Source organism: Paenibacillus sp. F024 (assembly GCF_057814255.1).
Window position 1 is genome coordinate 58,626 of record NZ_JBVASZ010000007.1, and the last position, 22,539, is coordinate 81,164.

Consider the following 22,539-nt stretch of genomic DNA (forward strand, 5'->3'; position numbering starts at 1 on the left):
AAATCCATCAGGAACCGCAGCGGCTCTTATCGTGAGCCGGTGCGTTTTTTTTGTGTGACTGTGATAAAGATCACAGCGTATTTCGAAGGTACGCGATATGCTGAAACCACCACATGAAGGAGGTCTGGTTGATGGAACGGGAAAACGGTCGGTTCCTGGATGCTGCGCATCCGTCGGATTTGGTTATCATACTGGTACGGCTGAAGGATGAGCACTTGAAGCTGAGACAAAGCCTAGATGAGCTTGAGGCGGCGGCCGATCGGGCCGACCGGATGCCGGATGTATTGACGGCGGCCCATGAAATGCGGCGCACCAAGCAGCCGCTCATCGCGTACATGAATGAGCTGGAGCGTCATTCGTTATGGGAAGAGGAAGAATTGAGACCTCTGATCGACCATTATTTCTTTAACAAGCATGTGCCCATGATCAAGGATTGGGTGCTGGAAAAGGATCACGAGCTGGGCGTCGCCTACCTTGAGGCATTCCGTCAAAGGCTGGACGAATTCGGACTGCGTCCTCACGCAGGCATGGTGGCTGAGGCGGTCGGCTGTTTCCTGCAGGGCTGCATCCTTCTCAAGGAGCATTTCAGATTAGAGGAGCAGATCCTATTCCCATTGATAGAACAAATGCTCAATGATTCGAATCCGGAATGATTCAAACAAGCGAAAAAGGAGGACATCGCCATGCTGACAGGCCTCATTTTAGCCGGTGGGCCTAATACGAGGATGAACGGCGATTTGAAAGCATTGCTTCCTTTTGAAGGAGGCGCATTGATTGAACGGCAAATCAGGATCATGAGGCAGATCTGCCGGGAAGTGATTGTCGTCACGAGGGAGCCGGATCCGCTGCTGCGTGTGCTGGACAGGGAAGTCCGTATCATTACCGATTTTTTTGGAGGTAAGGGTCCCCTTGCGGGCATGCATGCGGGATTTAGCTTAGCCAAGCACGGTCACATTTGGGTGGTTGGCTGCGAGATGCCGTTTCTTTCGGCTAAAGCAGCCGGAATGCTGATGGAATATATGGCCAATCGCTGGGATGCGGTTCTTCCTTATGTGAACGGTACTTTATATCCGCTGCATGCCGTATATGATAAAGCCTGCGCCGGTCCTATAGCCGCTTTATTGGAGAGAGGGGAGCATCGTCTTTCGGAGCTGTGGAAATCACTTCAGTGGCAGGGTATTCCGGAATCGGCTTTTGCGGATCAGGGGATCGATTCCCGGTTTATCATAAGCATGGATACCTTTGAAGATTACCGGCAGGCGCTCCAGTACGAAAAAGATCATGATGAACGGGCTTAGTCATCAATACATTATTACTAACATGATACACCTGGGGGATGAAGACATGCATTTATCGGAAAAACGCAAAGAGCAGCTCGACTACATAGGCATAACGGCGGAAGACTTATTCCTGTTACAAAGTAAAAAGGAGCCATTTGCGAGGATCGTAGACGTGCTTGTGGACGAGCTTTACAACCGCATTATGCTCCGTCCGGAGCTCAGGGCCATTATTGAAGCGCACAGCACCATTGATCGATTGAAAGAGACCCAAAGGTGGTACTTTCTTTCTCTGACGGACGGGAAAATCGACGAAGCTTTTATAGAAAAAAGACTTTTTATCGGAAGTGTGCATTCCAGAATCGGCTTAACGACGCAGTGGTATTTGGGGACGTATATGCTTTATCTGGATTTGGCGACCTCCCATCTTCGGCAGGTGCTTCCCAACGACTGGCTGCCGGTTATTCATGCGATGACCAAAATATTTAATTTTGATTCGCAGCTTGTGCTTGAAGCGTATGAAGCCGACGAGAAGAAGAAGGTGCAAAGGCTTGCGGATGAGCGCGGCCAACTCTTGGTCGGGATTAACTCCGCCGTGCAGGAGTTGGCTTCCATGATGGTGGAGCTTAGCAGCAGCACGCAGTCGGTAGCGGAAACCGCGATACGCACGGCAGAATCGCAGGAGAAATCACTCGGCACAGTAAACGAGCTGACCCGGGAAATTCAACATATTCACCGCATGGGCTCACTCATGGAAGAGATCTCAGACCAAACCCATTTACTTGGGCTTAATGCGGCTCTTGAAGCCGCACGGGCGGGCGAGCACGGTCTCGGTTTTGAAGTGGTGGCCAAAGAGGTTCGCAAGCTTGCCGCAAGATCCAAGGATGCTCTGGTACAAATTCACAGCAAGCTGGATACGATTTCCCGCCTGCTGAAAGAAGTGAAGAGCGAGTCCGAGCAGACCAGCGTACAAGCGCAAACGCAAGCCGCCAGCTCCGAAGAGCTGTCCGCGTTTGTTCAAATGATTGAGAAAGTAACGTCAGAGCTGGAGCAATTGAAACAGTAAGATATTATCGATACACAGATTCAATAAAAGTAAAGCACGCCATCCACTAGGGATTTTGCGTGCTTTGCCATGGTGAGAACCCGGTTATCGCAGCGATAATTCGACCAACACGATCACCGCCGCAATGAAAATGGATGGAAGCATATTGGCGACGTTAATTTTTTTGATGTTGAGGATGTTGAGTCCGATGCCAATAATCAATACCCCTCCAACGGCAGTCACTTCAGTGATGATGGCATTCAAATCGGCATCGCTGAGAAACAGGGTAAACAGCGTCGCCGTAAGCGCGATGGTCCCTTGATATAAAAACACGGGGACTGCGGAAAGCGTGACTCCAATGCTTAGAGTAGAGGAGAGAATTACGGCCGAAATGCCGTCCAATATCGACTTGGTGTATAAAATATCATGGTTATGCCTCAGTCCGCTGTCAATCGAGCCCAGAATGGCCATCGCTCCTATGCAATAGATGAGTGTCGCCGTAACGAAGCCTTCCGCGATGCCGCCTCGATTCGGATCGGCTTTCTCCTCGCGACGGAATTGCTTCTCCACCCATTGACCGAGCCGGTTAAGCCGGTCTTCAATCCTCATGACTTCTCCGAGAATTCCCCCGACTACAATGCTGATAATGACAATTAAGAAATTGTCCGATTTCAGCGCCATCGTGATGCCAAGAACAGCAATCGCAATCCCTAGTCCCTGCATGACGGTATTGCGGATTCCTTCCGAAATGCGGGGCAGCACAAGGCTACCCAATAGACCGCCCGCAATTATAGCAAGCGCGTTGATGATTGTCCCCCATAAAGCCATAACTGCAGATTTCCTCTCTTCTCGGGTCGGGTATACAATGTAATATCGGTCCGCTGCCTATTGATTAATCCTATGAACCATATATCATCATAACCATTTCTTTTAAGCGTATCAATGCTTGAATTCGGTATTTTCCTTTTATCGCCTCCAACAAGCAACTTTTAAGCAGAGTAAGACCGTCTAATGGGTAGTGAAAAATGATGCTTATGATATGGAGGGGTACTGTGGGAAATAACGTATATAAAGTACTGGGAATGATCTTTATGATCGCCGGCGGAATATTTTATACTGCGGAACGAATCGCTGAAAAGCTTTCGGCAGCCATCGTAGCGGCAGGGTATGCTTCCAGCGGAAGAGGGGTGGACCGGGCAGCGGAGGGCATTCCTTTTTTTGAGAATTTTTTTGTTTGGTTCTTCTTCTTTATCGGATTCATTTTATTGGCCTATGGATTTCCAAAAAGCAAAAATGACTGATCCAGCCGAGGGAGAGGCTCAAGGAGAATTGCCTGCTTCTCCCCGGCTCTTTTCTTTGTAGGTAGGTTTAGGGAAGCCTTGACAATGATATTGATTATCATTACCATGTATTCATAGCTGTAAAATGATAATGATTATCAATATATTTATTCTTACAAAAAATACCGATCTAAATGGTCTAGGGGGCTAAGGATTGGAAACCCATTCTGTCATTCAAGATCAATGTATAAGTGAGTGCAGCGAGAAGGATATGTGTGCTGCGGTCGCCAAGCTGGTCCGGGAGGATCCCATCGGTTCGGCAGCTATGCATGAGCGTTATCTGTTCGTCGAAGTGCCGGTTCCCTGGGACTATGATGTTACAGCTTCCAAGCATTTTCCGAAGGGCTTTACGGAGGTCCTCAAAAAGGCGGGGAAAAACGGGCAGAAGTTTCGTTTTTTATCGTTTGTATCCGATGCTAACCCTTCGCCTGCAGGGTACAGAAGAGTCATCTACTATCGGAAGCCGGCGTCCCCTTTTGCCCGGTATGAGAAGAAGGAATACATAGCTCCCGAAGCGGAGTTGAACGCTTTAGCTGAGGCGCTTCTGAACGGCTCCGGGTCTATAGACAATTTTGCATCCTATAGGCTGCATGCGGAAGAGGTCAGAGATTTGTTTGTCTGTACCCATGGAAGTCATGATGTGTGCTGCGGTAAATTAGGTTACCCCATGTATAACAGGCTCGAAGAGCATTATGCTGCGAAATCGTCCGGACAGCTTAGGGTTTGGCGCGTCAGTCATTTTGGCGGTCATCGTTATGCGCCTACGATTGCCGATTTGCCTGAAGGTCGCTATTGGGCCCAAGTGGAGCCGGAAGATTTGGACACGCTTGTTCTTCGCCAAGGGCCGTTTTCAGATATTTCCCAAAAATACCGGGGGTGGGGCGGAGTCGGAAAATATGAGCAAATGGTGGAGCGGGAAATTCTCATTCGCGAAGGATGGGATTGGATTGACTATAACAAAAAAGGCACGGTATGGAGAGAGGAAGGACATTCCGTAGTGGTGAGAATCGATTATGCTTCTGCAGATGGGACGGTCTCGGGAGCATATGAAGGAACCGTCGTTCCCGCAGGCAGCATCAAAATGGGCGGATGCGGATATGAATTGAAGGATGTTCAGCAGTATCATGTCTCCAGGCTAATCCAACTTTAATCCGCTCGGAAGGGGGTAAATTATGAAGCAGAGTCTTTACTCGGAGCATTTGAATATTGCTTATGCGGACCGAATCATTGTCGAGGATTTAAATCTGCACTTTCCGGAAGGGAAAATTACCGCTCTTGTAGGCGCCAACGGCTCGGGAAAGTCAACCATTCTGAAGGCGATGGCCAGAATTATGAAGCCTGCGGGGGGACATGTATATCTGGACGGCAAATCGATCTATAGACAATCGACCAAAGAAGTAGCCAAACAGGTGGCTATTCTTCCGCAAAACCCCGCTGCTCCTGATGGGCTGACGGTCGGCGAGCTTGTATCCTACGGCCGGTTTCCGCATCAAAAAGGCTTTGGAACACTGACGAAGGAAGACAAACAAATGATTCAGTGGGCGATTCAAGTCACGGGGATGACGGGGTTTTATGATCGTCCGGTAGACCAGCTCTCCGGTGGACAGCGTCAGCGCGCGTGGATCGCGATGGCTTTGGCCCAGGGCACTCCAATTCTTTTTCTCGATGAGCCTACGACCTTTCTGGATATGGCCCATCAGCTGGAAGTGCATCAGCTGCTAATGAAGCTGAACCAGGAAGAACGGCGAACGATTATTATGGTCGTCCATGATTTGAATCATGCCTCCCGATATGCCCACCATGTGGTGGCCATAAAGCAAGGAAAAGTGGTCAGTGAAGGAAATCCGGTTAAGGTGATGACCAAGGAAGTGCTTAAGGAGGTTTTTGGGATCGAAGCGGACATTATTGTTGATCCGAGAAACGGGGTCCCTTTATGCCTTCCCTTTGCGCTGGCATAGGAAGGAAGCCTATCAGGCCATAGCCAACATAGCCGTTATGAATTTTATAGTGAGGATGTTTTAATGTGTCAATAACTGAAGCAACGGAGCCCATTGCGGATTCGACGAAACAAAAGCTGCATTCTCGGTCCGGGGCTGCCGTCATTGTCTTGATTGGAGGGCTTGCCGCACTTATTCTTGGCATCGCGGTATCCATTTCCTTCGGTGCGGCGGATATCGGAATGATGACGGTTTGGGAGGCTGTATTCCGTTTTGACCCGGATCAAACCGCTCATCAGATTATTCGGGAGCTGCGATTGCCGCGGGTGCTCGCAGGGGCCGTCGTCGGGGCGGCCTTTGCCATTGCCGGAGCTTTGATGCAGGGCATGACCCGCAATCCGCTGGCGGATGCCGGTCTACTGGGACTGAATGCCGGCGCGGGCTTCGCCATGTCGCTGTGCTACGCCTTATTTCCCGGCCTTCCTTTTATTTATCTGATGGTGTGTTCTTTTCTGGGAGCCGGACTTGGGGCCGGTTTGGTCTATGGCATCGGTATTTCGGCGGCCGGCGGGCTGACACCGGTTCGCCTTGTCCTTGCCGGTGCGGCCGTCACCGCGTTGCTGTCGGCGCTAAGCCAAGGCATCGCGATCTATTATAATATTGCTCAAGATCTGGCTTTCTGGTATGCGGGAGGGCTGGCGGGCACCCAATGGAATGAATTGCGGATCATCCTTCCCTGGGTTCTCGGCGGGATGATTGCCGCCACGCTGCTGTCCCGTTCCATCACGCTGCTAAGCCTCGGGGAAGAGATTGCGGCTGGACTTGGCCAGCGCACGGAGCTGGTCAAGCTTATGGGATTGGTGATCGTCCTTATTCTTGCCGGTGCGGCGGTTTCTGTCGTTGGCACCATCGGTTTCGTCGGCCTGATGATTCCTCATGCAGCCCGGCTTCTGGTCGGAGTTGATTACCGGTGGATCATTCCTTGCTCGGCCGTACTGGGAAGTCTTCTCATGGTTTTTGCCGACCTGGCGGCAAGAATGATTCATCCACCTTTCGAAACGCCGTTAGGTGCGCTCATCGCTTTCATCGGGGTTCCTTTCTTTCTCTGCCTCGCGCGTAAAGAAAGGAGGGGGCTGTAATGGGAATCACGCCGGAATCCGTTCTGGAAAAACGAAGAACAACACGCGGTTTTATCGTTATGGCCATCGTTGCCATTCTGATTATCGCCGCTTTCATCATCAGCATGAACACCGGACATATTCGTCTGTCTCCGCTTGATGTGATGAGGACGTTAATGGGATGGGGAACAGAAAAACAGGAATTGATTCTGTTTGAATTCCGTTTGCCCCGCATTATCATTGCCGTTCTGGCAGGTGCGGGCCTGTCCGTGTCCGGCTGTATTCTGCAGGGCATCACCCGCAACGCGCTGGCTGACCCCGGTATTCTTGGCATTAACGCAGGTGCGGGTTTGATGGTGATGCTGTTTATTTTTTTATTTCCGACTTCAGCCGCTGTACCGGTCACTTGGCTTCCGGTGATCGCTTTTACGGGTGCGGGACTCACCGCCGCACTGATCTACATTCTTGCATACAAACGCCATGAGGGAATTACGCCGACAAGGCTGCTGCTTACCGGGATTGCCGTAGCCACAGGCATAAGTGCGGCAATGATCGTTCTGACGCAGCGGTTTGATCCGAGTCAATATCAGTTTGTGGCCACCTGGCTCGCAGGCAGTATATGGGGCTCGAACTGGAAGTTTGTGCTTGCTCTTTTGCCATGGATTGCAGTGCTTCTGCCGTTTGTGTTTTACAAAGCCCGCGTGATGAACGTGCTGAATTTGGGTGAGCAGACCGCCCTCGGGCTCGGAGCGCCGGTTGAGAGGGAAAGGCTTATGCTGTTGGCCGCATCGGTGGGCTTGGCCGGGTCATGTGTAGCGGTGAGCGGGGGCATCGGGTTTATCGGGCTGATCGGTCCGCATTTGGCGCGAAGGCTTGTCGGGTCGAAGCATCAAATGCTGCTGCCGGCGTCCGCATGGATTGGAGCTTTGCTGCTTATTGTGGCGGATACACTGGGCCGTTGGATTGTACAGCCGTCAGAGGTTCCGGCAGGCATCATCGTTGCCGTGATTGGAGCGCCATATTTTCTTTACCTGCTGGCGCATGCGAAGTCTTGAAAATTATCTTGGATATATGGAGGGAAATGTTGTGTTTTTGATGAAAAAAAAGAAGCTGATCCTCAGCCTGCTGATATTGCTTATGATGGTTCTCACAGCCTGCGGCGGTCAAGCGGGATCCGGGCCGTCGGGCGCTCCGTCGGGGCAGGCCGACGGTTCATCCTCTGAGGACGGCAAAAATACGAAGATATTTAAAGCGGCCAATGGAGACATTGAAGTACCGGTTCATCCGGAGCGAATCGCTGCCATTACATTCTTGGGAGATCTGCTCGCGCTCGGGGTCAAACCGGTTGGCGCCGGTTCGATCGCTTTAAACAATTCCGTTCTTCTGAAGAAGGAGCTTGAAGGCGTAGCCGATGTCGGGGACGTATCCGTTGAGAAGGTACTGGAGCTGAATCCGGATTTAATTATTGTGCCGACGTATTTACCGTCTGAAACGGTTGAGCAGCTGAAAAAAATCGCTCCTACCGTGGCGCTTCCTTCCGTGGTCCTGGATGGCGGGGACCCCCTTGAAGAAGTGAAAACCTTCGGAATGCTGCTTGGCAAAGAAAAAGAAGCGGAAGCCTTCATTGCCCGATATAAGCAAAAGGCTGAAGAAGCGAAGGCCAAATTAAACGGCATCATCGGTCCGGACGAAACGGTAGGAAGCTACTCCATTTGGGCAAAAAACCTTTGGGTATGGCCCCAAACACGCGATGCGGGCTACAATCTGTTCGAGATGTTCAAATACAAGCCTCAGGACAAAATAGCAAAGGAAATCTTCCCGGATGGCAAAGGAAAAGACATTTCCTTGGAGGTACTGCCCGACTTTGCCGCCGATCATATGTTTATTACGGTATACGAACCGGACGGTGGAGCTGAACGGGCAAAGGAAGTGGCGAATGGAGCCGTTTGGAAAACCCTTCCCGCTGTGAAGCATAACCACGTTTATTATTTGGATTATAAACAATTCTGGATGACCGACGGGCTCAATTTAGAGAAGCAGCTCGACGTTCTGGTCGATCTCATCGTGAAGCAAAATCAAAAATAACGGTTTTGTCCGGCTGAAATAAAGGCCGCGCCACAAGTCATCCGAAATGACTTATGACGCGGCCTTTTATGATTCTATGAATGGATCTTCCATGGTGTAAAGTGTGTCTTCAAAGGTATTCGTTACGGTTTAATCCAGGTCAAATTCATGATGGTTTTGATGTCCAGAGGTTGATCGATCAGCTTCAAACGATGATTCGCATCGGCAATTTGCTGATAGAACGCAAAATCGCTATCCGTAAACCGGGCTGCAAACTGATGCTTCGTCAAAGCGATTTCCATGACTTCGGCAGGAGTCCGGGTTTTTCCATCCGCCGCTTTAATTTCCGGGACATTGAACGATTTGGAGAGAATTTCCGCCGATTCCTTCTTGTGCTCGTTCATATAAGCAATGGAGGCCAGATGTCCCTGCATGAACTTTTCCACTAAATCTTCATGGTCTTTGGCAAAGGTTTTGTGAACCAGAACAACGATCGCAGGGTCCGGCAGTTCTTTAACGACCTTTAATCCACGCAATTCGGCGAAGGTAACGAACGGTTCGCTGGAGAGAGCCGCATCCACCGTATTGTTGTTGATGGCTTGCTCCATATTGTTGAACGGCATTTCCATGAGATGTACAGAGGTATCATCCAGCTTTTCCTCCGGCAATAAGAAACCGCGCAGAAGAATATCAGAGCCTGTGCCTTTTCCTAAAAATCCGATCTTTTTGCCTTTAAAAACAAAGTCTTGGGAGGATGCCGGATTTTCTTTAGCTAACAGACCGAATGTACCGTCTCCGACTTTGGCGATGACCTCAATATCCGCACCGCGTGAAGCCCAATTCACGGCAACGGGAATACCGGTATAGGCAAAGTCGAGCTTGCCGGAAGATAAAGCTTTGTTGAGATCAGGACCGTTGGCAAAAGGATAAAACTCAGCTTTGATGCCTTGCGCTTCCATGAGCTTTTGCTTTTCTGCAATAATCGCCGGTGCCATTGAAATAATATTAATATACCCGATTCGGATAACCGCGTTTGTTGCGGGTTCGGCTGCGGGGGTAGACTCAGCTGGATTTGGACCAGGGCTTGCTGTTTGATTCGCGCCGCATCCCGTTAGCGCCAAAACAGAGAGGATGACGAGTGCCAGTAGACTAACAAAGCTTTTCTTAAACAGGGTTAACAAATAGATCGACTCCTTGAATTCTAAATCTGCTGCTGTCTGCCGTCCTTTATCCATTCCCGATCAACAACTTTTTACAGCCATTAAAACGGGAAAGTCTCGAATATCGGAGTCCAAGGGCGTTCCAATGAGATAGCCGACAGAACGTTGATATAACGAATCTGGAGCGTACATGCGCATGCCCTCAAAGTTCCGAGTATCTGGAGAAAGATGGTGAAGGAACTCTTTTATATTAAATGACAATGAGAATCATTGTCAATATTTTTGCGGGTGATTTTTAAGAAAGGTTTAAGCCAAGGAACAGAGCCGGATTTATAAATGGGAAAAAGGCCGGATATGAAGGAAGAGTCTCTTCTGACGGATTACTAACCGCCTTTGTATTGAGGTCGGCATCTTTGTAGCGGCGAATGCAAGTGGGTGGAGCGGACGAATCGATGGGGCACTTGCATGGTCAAGAACAGGCAGGTTCTCAGGGAGTGAATTTGTTAAATATTATCATAAATAGAAATAAAAGTTTTCTTTGATTGACGAATATTTAACTATTGGGTATTATATTATTACGCTTAATTTCCGAGTCATCGGAAAGCGGGGGAACCAATTTTCTGGGGCGAATCAATAGATTGTAGGGAACCATCTTTCCCGAGCCCGGCAGCTAACCTCGTCAGCAGTTGGATGGGTCACAATTCGTTGTTTTGTACGAATGCTCGGTAACGTGGACCCGTATAACGGGTCTTTTTTGTTTTTTAGACCCGCCATATAGCTGTTGATCGTTAAACGCAAATGCGATCATGCTGCTAATTGCGGGTTTTTTGATGTGGAGATTTTTAAAGGAGGAGCCGGTTAAGACGAAGCTCTTCTTTAAAAAGGAGATGCCATGAAGTCATGATCATGAAAACCAAAGATGGAAAAGTCGTCGAAATTTTATATAAGGATGAACAGGGTTTTTGTTATTGTGACGATGGGTGGACCCGGCCTAAAAGTGAATTCACTGTTCCTACCAAAGAAGAGGTTTTGGATAAACGAAAAAGTAAGAAAATAGAGCCCCACGAGAGGAACATGCCATGATGCAGAGAATTACTTCCGCTCATTTGCAGCAGCTTTCCAAAGAACAAGAAGATAAGCTGCGTCAACAATGGACTCCGGAAGAAGGGGAATACATTTTCTTTGCCGGACAAGAAGAGATGATCTATTACATGGACGGTTTTCAGAAAGAGAAGGCGCTTCCGTTATTAACGATAGGACAAATGATGGCTTATTTGCACCAATACGATAGTTCCCTTCGGGTTGACAACCTGTCCAATGAATGGCTGATCCAGACTTCAAGTCTTGAAGTGAAGGCTCGCGAGCTATGCGACGCTTTGTGGCAAGCCGTGAAATCGGTCTTATAATTTTATTCGAATCGGTGATAAGAAGTTTTTACTTTTCTCAATTTCGGATTGCCGCCCCCGCTTGCACCTGAAGCGGAGGAAAGCATACGCAGCAGTATCCGAACCTTGGTTGGCTCCAAATCATATCATCTTGAGATAATAAACAAGCGCCTCCCGAATCGCAATGCGCGATCCGGGAGGCGCTTGTTGCGCCGGTTTATTTAATCCACTGAACAATATCCTCCAGGTTTTGTCTTGACTTCGGACGATGCGGGTCTTGGGCGCGGTATCCGAATGCGGCCATGACCGATATGTCCAGATTTCCGTTTTCCAGCAGTCCTTCCTCATCGAGAATCTTGTGCACCTCATCAAAATCGAAGCCTTCAATGGGACAGGAATCAATCCCGATCAGAGCCGCCGCGGTCATCATGTTGGCAAGGGCGATATAGGTTTGCTTGCAGGCCCAATCGAACAAGGTTCGCTCATTATCAAGCAAATGAAGATCCGATTCCTGGAATTTTCGATATACGGTCGGGATGCGTTCCAATGTTTCAGGTGGCATCTTCTTTACATTTTTACAAAGGTTGTATACATAGTCGGAATCGTATCTTACGTTTCTCCGGGCAAGAATGATCATGAAATGACTGGCCGTCGGAAGCTGTCCCTGTGCTCCCCAGGACACCTTTTTTAACTTTTCTCTCAAAGCTTCGTCCTGAACGATCAGGAATTTCCAAGGCTCAAAGCCGACGGAGCTTGGGGATAATCTTCCGGTTTCCAGAATAAACTGAAAATCCTCATCGGAAATGGTTTTCGTCGGGTCGAATTGTTTGGTAGCATGTCTGAAATAAAAGGCATCCAGTATGTCTTGCTTTTTCGTCGTCGTCTGGTTCATGGCGTAGTCCTTCCTTTCTTGCTTTTCGTGATCTTTTTATCATACCACATTTGTCCGGTCCTTCTGAATTCTCGAAGCCGTCCATGAGTTCATGAGATAGGTTCGGCTTTTTATCCACAATCTTATCCACATCATTAACAATCATTTTATTCACACTGTACAACTATTTTTTCGATTGTGTTAACATATCCACAAATTAAGTTGTCCACATGTGTGTATCTTTAATACTTGCCTTGTGAAGCTGCAATCATTAAGATATAGTTCTGATATATAAAACCATCCTTAAACCGTGATAAGAGGTAGTTATGGCGACTATTCATGATGTGGCAAAGAAGGCAGGCGTATCGGTAACGACCGTATCGCGCGTGCTGAACAACCGGGGTTATATCAGCGAGGCGACTCGCAGCAAAGTGTATCAATCGATGGATGAACTGGCATATCAACCAAACGAGATTGCGCGTTCACTGCTGCGCAAGCAGTCCAACATCATCGGTTTGATCATTCCTGACGTCTCACATCCTTTTTTCTCAGAGCTTGCGAATCATGTGGAATATCATGCTTATCAGAATGGCTTCAAGGTCCTGCTCTGCAATTCGCATTTGGACCCTGTGAAAGAAAAAGATTATATCGAGATGCTGAAGCGCAATCGGGTGGATGGCATTATTATGGGCAGCCATACCCTGGAAGTGGAAGAATACATGAGCCTGCGTTCACCCTTGGTCACGATTGACAGAAAAATGGGGGATAGTATTCCTTTTATTTCTTCGGACAATTATAAAGGAGGAAAACTGGCAACCGAGCTGTTGATTCGCAAAGGGTGCAAAAAAATCGCGCATATCTGCGGCAATTTGGAGCTTGAGCTGCTTGCGAACCAAAGAAGCGTGGCGTTTGAACAGGTTGCTTCCAAACATGCGATAGAGCATGTGATCCTTCAGACCGATATGAATGTATTCGATCAAGGGCAGTATGAGCGTATTATTCGTTCTTTATTCCTCGAGCATCCCGATATTGACGGTATTTTTGCGGCCAGTGACATTATCGCGGCATTTGCCGTGAAGGAATGCGGCAGATCCGCAAAGCGCATTCCGGACGAGGTACGCATCATCGGATATGATGATGTGAATGCCGCTTCATGGTTGACGCCCGCCATAACCACCGTAAGACAGCCCATCAGTGAGATCGGCCGTTTGGCCGTGGAGCTGATTCGCAAGCAAATGGACGGAGAGCCTTTGGAAAAAAAGCACGTATTGGAAGTTGAGCTGGTGGAAAGAGCCACTACTTAACAATCTTAAAAATAGAGTGTTTAAGTACGGTAGAATTAGTAGAAGGACCTGGCTGATATATTGCACAGCCTGGTCCTTTTGCTATACGAATGGCTAAGATGTTCATGTAAAAGGATTGGTATGTCAAACGTTTGACATAAACATTTATGCCGTTTATAATTCGATCTGTAAGCGATTAATCCTATGTAACTTTTGGCTAATCAATAGTGCTGAAGGAATGAATCGTTCTTCAGGATGATTTTGTTTGCCATAGGCGCATGATTCAAGACGTTATAAAGGGCTCCATCAAATTAAAAGTAAGGGTAGGATGCAATATTCTTTACACTACAAATAAAGCCGACCGTTTTATTGCTGAAAATAAACATCTCCTTCGTTCGGATTATAGGCTGCATTATCATCTCATGAGTGAATTTGGCTGGATGAACGATCCGAACGGATTTGTTTACTATCATGGACAGTACCACCTGTTTTACCAGCACTTCCCTTACCGGCCGGTATGGGGACCTATGCATTGGGGGCATGCCGTAAGCCGGGATCTCATCAAATGGGAGTACCTTCCGGTTGCTTTGGCGCCGGATACCGATTTTGACAAAGACGGCTGTTTCTCCGGCAGTGCCATTGAAAAGGACGGCAGTCTGTATTTGATGTATACCGGTCATGTGATGACGGGGCCGGACAAGGATCGCGATTATAAACAATCCCAAGGCATTGCCGTATCGGAAGACGGCGTCGTCTTTAAGAAGTGGGCGGACAATCCCGTCATCGGCTATGATCAAATTCCCCAAGGGGTAAGCCGGAAGGATTTCCGCGATCCAAAGGTGTTCGAGCGCAGCGGCAGGTATTATGTCGTACTGGGCTCTAACGACGGGGAAGGAAACGGTCTTGTGCTGCTTTATCGTTCCGACGACTTGATTCATTGGACGTTTGTCAATGAAATCGCCAGAAGCGACGGCCGGTTAGGCGATAACTGGGAATGTCCCGATTTGTTTACGCTTGGGGATAAGGACGTATTCATGCTGTCCCCGCAGCGTATGCCTGCACAGGGACACGAGTACCGCAATCTGCATTCCACTATGTATATGCTTGGCCGGTTAGATACGGAGCAAGGCCGGTTTCATTACGACCGTTATGCGCAGGTCGATCACGGATTCGATTTTTATGCACCGCAATCGACCGTCGATGAGAAAGGCAGAAGAATCGTGATCGGCTGGATGGATATGTGGGAGAGCCCAATGCCGACACAGCAAGGCCATCACTGGGCTGGGGCCATGAGCCTGCCTAGAGAGGCAGTGCTTGACGGAAACCGTCTCTTGTTCCGCCCTGTAGAAGAAGTCATCGAGTACCGCAGCAATGCCTTTGCAATCCATGATGTTTCTCTGGAAGGGGAGCGTGATATGGAGACCGGTGGAGACTGCTATGAGCTGCAGGTTGTATTTGAAGCGTCGGAGGCTGAAGAATTCGGATTGAAGCTTCGCGTTCACGGCAGCGAGGAGACCGTTCTGTATTACCGCCCGTACGATAAGCTTTTCCGGTTGAACCGTGACCGTGCGGGAATCGGACCCAAAGGGGAGAGAACCGCTGAAGTCGAGTTGGCCGATGGCATGCTTAAGCTTCGTGTTTTCGTAGATAAATCTTCCGTGGAAGTGTTTATTCAAGACGGCGAGAAAGTGATGACGGCCCGCATTTATCCCGGGTCGGAATCATTGGGGATTAAGGCTTATTCCAAGGGATTATGCAAGATCAATTCCTTTCATAAATGGGATATTCTTTAGGCTCGTATGGTATTAATAAGCCAGGCAGCCAGATACCATTAGGATGGTGGTACCTGGCTTATTTTATTTAGCCGATCCGGACTTAAAAGCAGGCTTTATGATAGATCCTTTTTAGTCCAACCTTTCTCGATCATATTTTTGTTTATCCGCGGGTTCCACCTCAGCCGTAAAAAAGGATTGACAAAAGAAAAATAAACTTGTTAATATGTATTTCAGAAATCGTTTTCTGACAACGGTTACAATAAAGGTCGAAGCACTTAATTTTTTTTATCCATTTCAGAAACCGTTTTCCGAAACCGTTTTCCGAAACCGTTTTCTGAAAACAGATTCTGTTTAGTAATAAAGGGGGATGGGTGAAAAATAGCGGTTTTGATCGAGTTCGTTCAACTTCAGGTCAGTCAGAGAAAGCCATTAAGGTTTACAAATACTGAGGGGAGTTAGAAATATGTTTAAAAAACCGTTTATGCTGTGCATGGCTTTGACTACGGCCGTTTCATTGATCGCTGCAGGCTGCTCTTCATCCTCTTCGGCGCCTCCTTCTTCCGGTGGCTCCGCTGCTTCTTCGGGAGACATCAAGTCGGTAAATATGCGTCTGGGCCATGTATTTGCCGCCAACAGCGTCACGGATCAAGCCTCCAAAAAGTTTGCCGATCTGGTCAGCCAAAAAACAAACGGCGCCGTAAAAATCAGCGTTTTTCCGGCAAGCCAAATCGGGGGCGACGAAGCGCTCGGGCAGAATTTATCCCGTGGCACTTTGGATATGGCCTTCTTGAATCAAGGATCGCTGGCCGGGATGGATCCTCTGCTGGACTTCAGCTACATGCCTTACATAGCGGAGAACAACGAGCAGGCGGATAAGCTTTTTTATGGCAGCGGCATTATACCGACGACAATTAAAGAAACGCTGAAAAAGCACAACATTCTTGCTTTGGGCTTCTACGAGCTGGAGTTTCGCGGATTGACAAACTCCAAGCATCTGGTCAAAACACCTGCCGAAATGAAGGGACTTAAGCTGAGGGTTCCGGGCTCCCGCGCGATCAAAGGCTTCTTTGAAGCGGTGGAATCCCAAGCGGTATCGATTCCGATGCCGGAGCTGTATACCTCCTTGCAGCAGGGCGTCGTAGACGGACAAGACAACGGCCTGATCATTACTTACGACAATAAGCTGCATGAGACGAACAAATTCATAACCCGTCTGAATCACGTTTATGCATCCGGCACGATAAGCATCGGTCAGAAAACCTGGGACGGCTTGGCGCCCGAGCAGCAGAAAGCGCTTGAAGAAGCCGCGAGGGAAACGCAGCAGTGGCAGATTACGGAGAACCGCAAGCTGATCGATTCCTACGTACAAAAATTAAAGGATGAAAAAATCGAGGTTATCGATTTGTCGCCGGAGGAAATTGCGGCTTTCAAAGAAATCGGCCGCTCCTTATGGGATAAATTCGCCGATGTCTATGGCACTGACCGGATATCGAAGCTGAGAGAAGAGATTGCGGCATTGAAATAAAAACATCCGGGTGCAGCCGGGTAAGCGAACCCATGTGCCCGGCTGCAGACACATTTTGTGATACGGTGGTGATTAACGTGTTGGAGCGTATCGAAAATACAATTGCACGGATTGAAAAAGCGATCGTCATCATTGCTTTTGTCGTCATGCTGGTTTCCATCTTTTTGCAGGTATGTTTTCGAGCCCTCGGTATGCCATTGATGGGAACGGTGGACATCGGATTGCTCAGTATCTGTGTTCTCACTTTTATCGGATTCGGATTGGCCGTTTATACGAAAGACCATATCACGATAGAAGTGACCGATTTGCTGAAAATGCCCAAGCTGCGGAAGGCGGTTCGCTTTTTATCCGCGATTCTCACGCTGACCTTCAGTATCGTGCTCATTACGATTGTTTATCCGTTTTTTATGTATATTTTCAAGTCCGGTGAAAAAACGCTTGAGCTGGGGATTCCGGTCATGCTGCCGATCGGCGCTCTGCTGGCTGGCGCAGGTCTTGCCGTGTTTCATGCCGTGATTCAACTGCTGCTGATGATTCGTGATATGCGTCGTACAGAGGAAGTGAGGTGAGTTCTTTATGGCTTTGGTTATCGTTAGTGTTTTCATCCTATTGATACTTGCCGTACCCATCGGCGCGGCGTTTGCGTTATCTGCTTTTCTCGGAGCGGAAATGAACGGGCTTCCGCTCGATACCTTTGCTTCCCTGCCGTATCAGACGATCAACTCCTTTCTTCTTCTGTCCATACCGTTCTTTATCTTAACCGGACAAATCATGAATCAAGGCAAGCTGATCGGCCGGCTGATCGAGCTCGCCGAAATGTTTCTGTACTGGCTGAAGGGCATGCTCGGTTATGTGACGATTCTGGCCAGTGCGTTTATCGGTGCGATCACGGGCTCTTCGGTAGCCACTGTGGCTGCCGTCGGCAGTATTATCGGGAACCGGATGGTCGACAAAGGGTACAAACGGGGCTATGTAGCGGCCCTGATGGGATCCTGCGGATTGCTTGGGGTGCTGATTCCACCCTCCATTCCGCTGATCGTGTACGGAGCTGCGGTGGGCGCTTCGATATCCGATTTATTTCTTGCGACACTGGTTCCCGGCGTCTTAATGGTCATTGCCTTTTCTATCGTGCATTTTCTGCTTCTTAAAAAGGTATTAAAGAATCCAGATGGGGTGCCGGAAAGCGGAGGTGCTCCGGTTTTCAAGCAAACGAAGCGGCTCACTTTATTACAATCGCTGCCCGTATTGATCATGCCCGTGATCGTACTTGGCGGAATATATGGAGGCATCTTTACGCCGACGGAGGCGGCGGCGGTCGCCTGCATGTACGGTCTTGTACTGGCGCTTGCGGGCAGAACGCTGAAGGTGCGCGAGCTGTCAGGTGTATTCTATAAAGCCGCACTGACCTCAATTTCCATTTTGTGCATTATTGCCTTTACGTCCGTATTCAACAATTACATGATTCTGGAGCAGGTTCCCCAGATGCTGACGGGAGCGATACAGAACATCACGGACAACAGGATCATGTTTTTGATTATCGTTAATCTCATTTTGTTTCTGGTCGGCATGTTTATGGAGACGAATGCGGCTGTGCTGCTGATGGCGCCGCTGTTGTATCCGGCAGCTATGCAGTTTGGAATGGATCCCATTCACTTCGGCATTCTTATGGTGACCAACATCGAGCTTGGACTGATTACGCCACCGCTCGCGGCCAATTTGTTTGTGGCGGCAAAGACAAACAACAGCTCGCTGTTGGAGATGCTGCCCTACGTCGCTTGTTTCTTCACAGCGGCAGTCAGCATCCTGGGCATGATCACCTTTATGCCGGGATTAAGCCTTTGGTTCAAATAAACTCATCGAAGACCATCCACAATGAAAGGAGCTTATGAGCGGATATGCAGCTACCCAAAACGTCTCAAGCGGCCGTCGTACGTGAATTCGGCAAGGAAATTAAAATCGAGGAGGTTCCGGTGCCGCAGCAGCTGGAGCCCCGAGCACTGCTGGTGCAAATCGACTGCTGCTCGATCTGCGGCACGGACGTGCATCTGTGGGAAGGGGCGCTTTCCCTGAAAGTCGATTTACCTGTTATTCTTGGACACGAAATGGTAGGCAGGATCGTGGCCATGGGTCCGAACGCCGACCAGGATTCGGTCGGGCAATCGCTCAAGATCGGAGACCGGATCATCTGGTCCCATACCAGCTGCGGTTCGTGTTACTACTGCACCGTAGAAAGACAGCCGACACTTTGCCACAACCGCCGTGCTTATATGTACGAAACGATGGAAAAGCCTCCTTTTCTGATGGGAGGGTTCTCGCAATACGGATATGTCGTGCCGGAATCGGGACGGATTAAAGTGCCTGACAACGTGGGGGATTCATTGGCAAGCCTGAGCAGCTGCGCCTTCCGTTCGGTCATTAACGCGTTCGATCAAGTCGGTACGATCCGTCCGACGGATACGGTGCTCATACAGGGTACGGGACCGCTGGGCCTCTTGGCCATCGGGGTGGCTAAAGTTTCCGGAGCGAAAAAAATTATCGCAATCGGCGCCCCGGACAGCCGGTTGAAGCTGGCGGAGGAGTTCGGAGCCGACTGTGTCATCTCCGTGGAGCAGCATGATCCCGTTGCCAGAAAGGCAATGGTCATGGAAGAAACGGGAGGCCGCGGACCTACCATGGCATTCGAGTTTTCCGGCCATCCCGGGGCTTTTGCCGAAGGGCTGGAGCTTGTCGCTAAAGGCGCCCGCTATATGGTTGTCGGGCAGCTTGGAGAAGGCAAGGTGACGATCCAGCCTTCCATGATTACGAAGAAAAACCTAAAGGTATTCGGTTCATTTTCCGGCGATATCAGTCATTATTGGAAGGCGCTGCAGTTTATCGGCAAGCATCAGCAGGACCTGCCGTTTGGAAAGCTGATTTCCAATGAATATGTGCTAAAAGACGTTAACGTCGCATTAAAACGAATGCAGTCCTTCCAAGAGATCAAGCCTGTGCTTTATCCATGGAAGTAGACATATATAAGAAGGACGGGGTGACGAGGATGAACGATCAGAAGCGGGGCGGATTGCCTCTTGCGGGATTACGGGTGGTCGATGCCTCGACGATATTGGCAGGACCCATGCTGGCCACCTATTTAGGAGATTTTGGAGCGGAGGTCATCAAGGTTGAGCATCCGACGGGTGATCCTTTGCGAAACGCCGGCCGGCAAAAAGAGGGCAAATCGCTGGAATGGAAGCTCGTTTCACGCAATAAAAAACCGGTCACCTTGAATTTGGGCAAACCGGAAGGTCAGGAATTATTCATGAAGCTGGCGGAAACGGCGGATGTCGTCATCACCAATTTTCGCCCGAAAACCTTGAAAAAATGGGGGATCACATACGAAACGCTGAGCGCACGCAATCCCGGACTCATTTTTGTCCAGGTCTCCGGCTTCGGGGTAGAAGGTCCTTACAGTGACAGACCGGGCTTTGGCACACTGGCTGAAGCGCTCAGCGGATTTGCCGAAATCAACGGGTATCCCGATCGCGGGCCGCTGCTGCCTAACCTTGCATTGGCCGATCAGGCGACGGCCCTGCTTGGGGCCTATGCCGCGATGGTGGCGGTATATGAACGCGATCATTCCGGGAATGGCCAAGGGCAATTTATCGATCTGCCGATTTATGAAGCGCTCATGGGCATGCTTGGCAATCAGGTGATGGAATTCGACCAGCTCGGTATTCTGCCCAAGCGCATGGGAAACCGTACCCAGTGGACCGTGCCGCGGAACTTGTATCAGACCTCCGACGGCAAATGGGTGGCCATTTCGGGCAGCTCTCAGCCTATTGTGGAACGCATCCTGAAAGCGGTGGAGAGAGAAGATTTGATTACCGATCCGAAATTTAAAGACAATCAAACCCGGCTGCAGCATGCCGAGGAAATCGAAGGCATCATTGCCGAATGGATGTCGCGACACACGCAGCCGGAAGTGCTGGCGCGCTTTCATGAATGCGACGCAACGATTGCCCCGACGTATACGGTCGAGGACATTTTCGAGGATCCGCATTTCCGGGAGAGGGGCAACATCGTAGAGGTGCCTGACGGCGATTTCGGAAAGGTCAAAATGCTGAACACCGCACCGAAGCTGTCCCGGACCCCGGGGAAAATCCGGCACAGCGGCTTGGACAAAGGGGCCTGCAACGACGAAGTGTACGGAAAGCTCGGGTTAAGCAAAGCCGCGATGGAAGAACTGAAGAAAAACGAAATCATTTAACTTGTACACGGGAGGATCACATATGGAACAGTATAAGCTTTATATTGGCGGGCAGTGGGTGGAAGCGCAATCCGGAGAGCGCTCCGAATCGATCAATCCTTATACAAACGAAGCTTGGGCACGTGTCCCCGTTGGTGCGGAAGCGGATATCGATCTGGCCGTACAGGCGGCGCGCAAGGCATTTGACGAAGGTCCGTGGTCGAAAATGTCGAACAGCGAAAGAGGGCGTCTTCTCATCCGTCTGGCTCATTTGATCGAAAATAACATCGAACGCTTGGCGCAAATCGAAACCAGGGACAACGGCAAGCTGATCCGGGAGACCACCGCGCATTTGAAATCGCTGGTCGATTATTACATCTATTTCGGCGGCATGGCCGATAAAATTCACGGAGATGTGATTCCTCTCAACAAAACGTCGGTCCTTAACTATACGCTGCGGGAGCCGATCGGCGTTGTCGGGGCGATTACGCCGTGGAATTCACCGCTGCTGCTCACCACATGGAAAGCAGCGCCTGCACTGGCTGCCGGGAACGTCATGGTGATCAAGCCTTCCTCCACGACGCCATGCTCCATCTTGGAATTCGCTAAGCTGGTGGAGGAAGCGGGATTTCCGGCCGGCGTGTTCAATGTCGTTACCGGACCGGGCAGCCGTATCGGCAATTATCTCGTCCAGCATCCGGGCGTGGACAAAATTTCGTTCACCGGCGGGACCGAAACCGGCCGGTCGCTGGCCTCGCTCGCGGGCAAGCACATTAAACGGATTACACTCGAGCTGGGCGGCAAATCGCCGAACATTGTGTTTGATGACGCCAATCTCGACAATGCGGTCATGGGCGTTATGGCTGGGATATACGCCGCCTGCGGCCAAACGTGCAGTGCCGGTTCCAGGCTGCTGCTGCAGCGTTCGATCTATGATGAGTTCCTGAACAAGCTGGCGGAGCGCTCACGTCAAATCAAGCTTGGCGACCCGAGCGACTGGAATACGGAGGTCGGCCCGCTGGCTAACCGTTCGCAGCTGGAGAAAGTGGCGTACTACGTGGACATTGCCAAGCAGGAGGGCGCCGAGGTGCTGCTGGGCGGCAGACGGCCGGAGGCGGCGGAGCTGCAGCAGGGGCTGTTCTTTGAACCGACGATTCTTACGAATGTCACCAACGATATGCGCGTGGCGCGCGAAGAAATCTTTGGGCCGGTGTTGTCGGTCATTCCGTTTGATACGGAGGAGGAAGCGATCCGCATCGCCAACGATTCCGATTTCGGGCTGGTCGCCGGCGTATGGACGAACCACATTTCCCGCGGACACCGGATGGCGCGCGCGATCCGCAGCGGCACGGTATGGGTCAACACCTTCCGCAACGCCAACTACGCTTCTCCTTTCGGCGGCTACAAGGCGAGCGGCTATGGACGCGAGAACGGACTTGAGGTACTGAAGGACTACACGCAGGTCAAAAGCGTATGGGTGGAAACGGAAGAAAAAATGAGAGATCCGTTCGTCGTGGGCTAGAACATGAAGGAT

21 protein-coding genes and 1 riboswitch are annotated in these 22,539 nt (G+C 49.9%); of the genes, 18 read left to right on the top strand and 3 right to left on the bottom strand.

What is annotated here, in order from left to right:
* Positions 1-131: 131 nt before the first annotated feature.
* Genes ACZYR9_RS09685 through ACZYR9_RS09695 form a run of 3 tightly spaced genes read left to right on the top strand, consistent with a single transcriptional unit; the run spans position 132 to position 2,343 of the window.
* A complete protein-coding gene (locus ACZYR9_RS09685; protein ID WP_488978268.1) occupies positions 132-653 on the top strand; it encodes a hemerythrin domain-containing protein in 522 nt (173 codons plus the stop codon).
* 30 nt (positions 654-683) lie between these two features.
* On the top strand, positions 684-1,298 hold the full coding sequence (mobA, locus tag ACZYR9_RS09690) for a molybdenum cofactor guanylyltransferase (protein WP_488978269.1): 615 nt from the start codon (positions 684-686) through the stop codon (positions 1,296-1,298).
* A gap of 46 nt (positions 1,299-1,344) precedes the next feature.
* Positions 1,345-2,343, top strand: a complete 999-nt coding sequence (locus ACZYR9_RS09695) for a protoglobin domain-containing protein (RefSeq protein WP_488978270.1) — start codon at positions 1,345-1,347, stop codon at positions 2,341-2,343.
* A gap of 84 nt (positions 2,344-2,427) precedes the next feature.
* On the opposite strand, the gene ACZYR9_RS09700 is transcribed toward ACZYR9_RS09695, so the two are convergent.
* On the bottom strand, positions 2,428-3,150 hold the full coding sequence (locus ACZYR9_RS09700; RefSeq protein WP_488978271.1) for a DUF554 domain-containing protein: 723 nt from the start codon (positions 3,148-3,150) through the stop codon (positions 2,428-2,430).
* A 224-nt stretch (positions 3,151-3,374) separates the two neighbouring features.
* Between ACZYR9_RS09700 and ACZYR9_RS09705 the strand changes: the two genes are divergently transcribed.
* The 6 genes from ACZYR9_RS09705 (at position 3,375) to ACZYR9_RS09730 (ending at position 8,802) form a co-directional block, all read left to right on the top strand.
* On the top strand, positions 3,375-3,623 hold the full coding sequence (locus ACZYR9_RS09705) for a hypothetical protein (protein WP_488978272.1): 249 nt from the start codon (positions 3,375-3,377) through the stop codon (positions 3,621-3,623).
* 193 nt (positions 3,624-3,816) lie between these two features.
* Positions 3,817-4,812 carry a ferredoxin family protein gene (locus tag ACZYR9_RS09710; RefSeq protein WP_488978273.1) on the top strand — a complete coding sequence of 332 codons (996 nt, stop codon included), beginning with the start codon at positions 3,817-3,819 and terminating at the stop codon, positions 4,810-4,812.
* A 22-nt stretch (positions 4,813-4,834) separates the two neighbouring features.
* On the top strand, positions 4,835-5,620 hold the full coding sequence (locus ACZYR9_RS09715; RefSeq protein ID WP_488978274.1) for an ABC transporter ATP-binding protein: 786 nt from the start codon (positions 4,835-4,837) through the stop codon (positions 5,618-5,620).
* Positions 5,621-5,712: 92 nt separating this feature from the next.
* On the top strand, positions 5,713-6,738 hold the full coding sequence (locus ACZYR9_RS09720; RefSeq protein ID WP_488978386.1) for a FecCD family ABC transporter permease: 1,026 nt from the start codon (positions 5,713-5,715) through the stop codon (positions 6,736-6,738).
* Positions 6,738-7,772, top strand: coding sequence for a FecCD family ABC transporter permease (locus ACZYR9_RS09725; protein ID WP_488978275.1), 1,035 nt, complete (start codon positions 6,738-6,740; stop codon positions 7,770-7,772). Before ACZYR9_RS09720 ends, ACZYR9_RS09725 begins: the two co-directional genes overlap by 1 nt.
* Positions 7,773-7,812: 40 nt before the next feature.
* Positions 7,813-8,802 (top strand): ABC transporter substrate-binding protein, encoded by a 990-nt coding sequence (locus tag ACZYR9_RS09730; protein ID WP_488978387.1) that lies wholly within the window; start codon positions 7,813-7,815, stop codon positions 8,800-8,802.
* A gap of 122 nt (positions 8,803-8,924) precedes the next feature.
* On the opposite strand, the gene ACZYR9_RS09735 is transcribed toward ACZYR9_RS09730, so the two are convergent.
* Positions 8,925-9,962, bottom strand: a complete 1,038-nt coding sequence (locus ACZYR9_RS09735; protein ID WP_488978276.1) for an ABC transporter substrate-binding protein — start codon at positions 9,960-9,962, stop codon at positions 8,925-8,927.
* Positions 9,963-10,509: 547 nt separating this feature from the next.
* Positions 10,510-10,641: riboswitch (cyclic di-AMP (ydaO/yuaA leader) on the top strand.
* A 379-nt stretch (positions 10,642-11,020) separates the two neighbouring features.
* On the opposite strand from ACZYR9_RS09735, the gene ACZYR9_RS09740 reads away from it, so the two are divergent.
* A complete protein-coding gene (locus ACZYR9_RS09740; RefSeq protein WP_488978277.1) occupies positions 11,021-11,347 on the top strand; it encodes a hypothetical protein in 327 nt (108 codons plus the stop codon).
* Positions 11,348-11,543: 196 nt separating this feature from the next.
* Here the strand turns inward: ACZYR9_RS09740 and ACZYR9_RS09745 are convergent, their stop codons facing one another.
* Complete coding sequence (locus tag ACZYR9_RS09745; protein WP_488978278.1) at positions 11,544-12,218, bottom strand: NAD(P)H-dependent oxidoreductase; 675 nt, start codon at positions 12,216-12,218, stop codon at positions 11,544-11,546.
* A gap of 305 nt (positions 12,219-12,523) precedes the next feature.
* On the opposite strand from ACZYR9_RS09745, the gene ACZYR9_RS09750 reads away from it, so the two are divergent.
* The 8 genes from ACZYR9_RS09750 to ACZYR9_RS09785 all read left to right on the top strand — a co-directional run bounded on the left by ACZYR9_RS09750 (position 12,524) and on the right by ACZYR9_RS09785 (position 22,527).
* Entirely contained in the window at positions 12,524-13,501 is a 978-nt protein-coding gene (locus ACZYR9_RS09750; RefSeq protein WP_488978279.1) for a LacI family DNA-binding transcriptional regulator, read from the top strand.
* Positions 13,502-13,758: 257 nt separating this feature from the next.
* Positions 13,759-15,273, top strand: coding sequence for a glycoside hydrolase family 32 protein (locus tag ACZYR9_RS09755; protein WP_488978280.1), 1,515 nt, complete (start codon positions 13,759-13,761; stop codon positions 15,271-15,273).
* A gap of 445 nt (positions 15,274-15,718) precedes the next feature.
* Positions 15,719-16,780 (top strand): TRAP transporter substrate-binding protein, encoded by a 1,062-nt coding sequence (locus ACZYR9_RS09760; protein WP_488978281.1) that lies wholly within the window; start codon positions 15,719-15,721, stop codon positions 16,778-16,780.
* 77 nt (positions 16,781-16,857) lie between these two features.
* A complete protein-coding gene (locus ACZYR9_RS09765) occupies positions 16,858-17,349 on the top strand; it encodes a TRAP transporter small permease (protein WP_488978282.1) in 492 nt (163 codons plus the stop codon).
* A 7-nt stretch (positions 17,350-17,356) separates the two neighbouring features.
* On the top strand, positions 17,357-18,631 hold the full coding sequence (locus tag ACZYR9_RS09770) for a TRAP transporter large permease (protein WP_488978283.1): 1,275 nt from the start codon (positions 17,357-17,359) through the stop codon (positions 18,629-18,631).
* A gap of 44 nt (positions 18,632-18,675) precedes the next feature.
* Positions 18,676-19,788, top strand: coding sequence for a zinc-binding dehydrogenase (locus ACZYR9_RS09775; protein WP_488978284.1), 1,113 nt, complete (start codon positions 18,676-18,678; stop codon positions 19,786-19,788).
* Positions 19,789-19,817: 29 nt separating this feature from the next.
* Positions 19,818-21,026 carry a CaiB/BaiF CoA transferase family protein gene (locus ACZYR9_RS09780; RefSeq protein ID WP_488978285.1) on the top strand — a complete coding sequence of 403 codons (1,209 nt, stop codon included), beginning with the start codon at positions 19,818-19,820 and terminating at the stop codon, positions 21,024-21,026.
* Between the two features lie 22 nt (positions 21,027-21,048).
* Positions 21,049-22,527, top strand: a complete 1,479-nt coding sequence (locus ACZYR9_RS09785; RefSeq protein WP_488978286.1) for an aldehyde dehydrogenase — start codon at positions 21,049-21,051, stop codon at positions 22,525-22,527.
* Positions 22,528-22,539 lie beyond the last annotated feature (12 nt).

Coding starts and splice junctions, on each gene's coding strand:
- ACZYR9_RS09785 (WP_488978286.1), top strand. CDS start 21,049: ATGGAACAGTATAAGCTTTATATTGGCGGGCAGTGGGTGGAAGCGCAA.
- ACZYR9_RS09775 (WP_488978284.1), top strand. CDS start 18,676: ATGCAGCTACCCAAAACGTCTCAAGCGGCCGTCGTACGTGAATTCGGC.
- ACZYR9_RS09745 (WP_488978278.1), bottom strand. CDS start 12,218: ATGAACCAGACGACGACGAAAAAGCAAGACATACTGGATGCCTTTTAT.
- ACZYR9_RS09685 (WP_488978268.1), top strand. CDS start 132: ATGGAACGGGAAAACGGTCGGTTCCTGGATGCTGCGCATCCGTCGGAT.
- ACZYR9_RS09695 (WP_488978270.1), top strand. CDS start 1,345: ATGCATTTATCGGAAAAACGCAAAGAGCAGCTCGACTACATAGGCATA.
- ACZYR9_RS09750 (WP_488978279.1), top strand. CDS start 12,524: ATGGCGACTATTCATGATGTGGCAAAGAAGGCAGGCGTATCGGTAACG.
- ACZYR9_RS09700 (WP_488978271.1), bottom strand. CDS start 3,150: ATGGCTTTATGGGGGACAATCATCAACGCGCTTGCTATAATTGCGGGC.
- ACZYR9_RS09770 (WP_488978283.1), top strand. CDS start 17,357: ATGGCTTTGGTTATCGTTAGTGTTTTCATCCTATTGATACTTGCCGTA.
- ACZYR9_RS09725 (WP_488978275.1), top strand. CDS start 6,738: ATGGGAATCACGCCGGAATCCGTTCTGGAAAAACGAAGAACAACACGC.
- ACZYR9_RS09760 (WP_488978281.1), top strand. CDS start 15,719: ATGTTTAAAAAACCGTTTATGCTGTGCATGGCTTTGACTACGGCCGTT.
- ACZYR9_RS09780 (WP_488978285.1), top strand. CDS start 19,818: ATGAACGATCAGAAGCGGGGCGGATTGCCTCTTGCGGGATTACGGGTG.
- ACZYR9_RS09755 (WP_488978280.1), top strand. CDS start 13,759: ATGATTCAAGACGTTATAAAGGGCTCCATCAAATTAAAAGTAAGGGTA.
- ACZYR9_RS09730 (WP_488978387.1), top strand. CDS start 7,813: ATGAAAAAAAAGAAGCTGATCCTCAGCCTGCTGATATTGCTTATGATG.
- mobA (WP_488978269.1), top strand. CDS start 684: ATGCTGACAGGCCTCATTTTAGCCGGTGGGCCTAATACGAGGATGAAC.
- ACZYR9_RS09715 (WP_488978274.1), top strand. CDS start 4,835: ATGAAGCAGAGTCTTTACTCGGAGCATTTGAATATTGCTTATGCGGAC.
- ACZYR9_RS09740 (WP_488978277.1), top strand. CDS start 11,021: ATGATGCAGAGAATTACTTCCGCTCATTTGCAGCAGCTTTCCAAAGAA.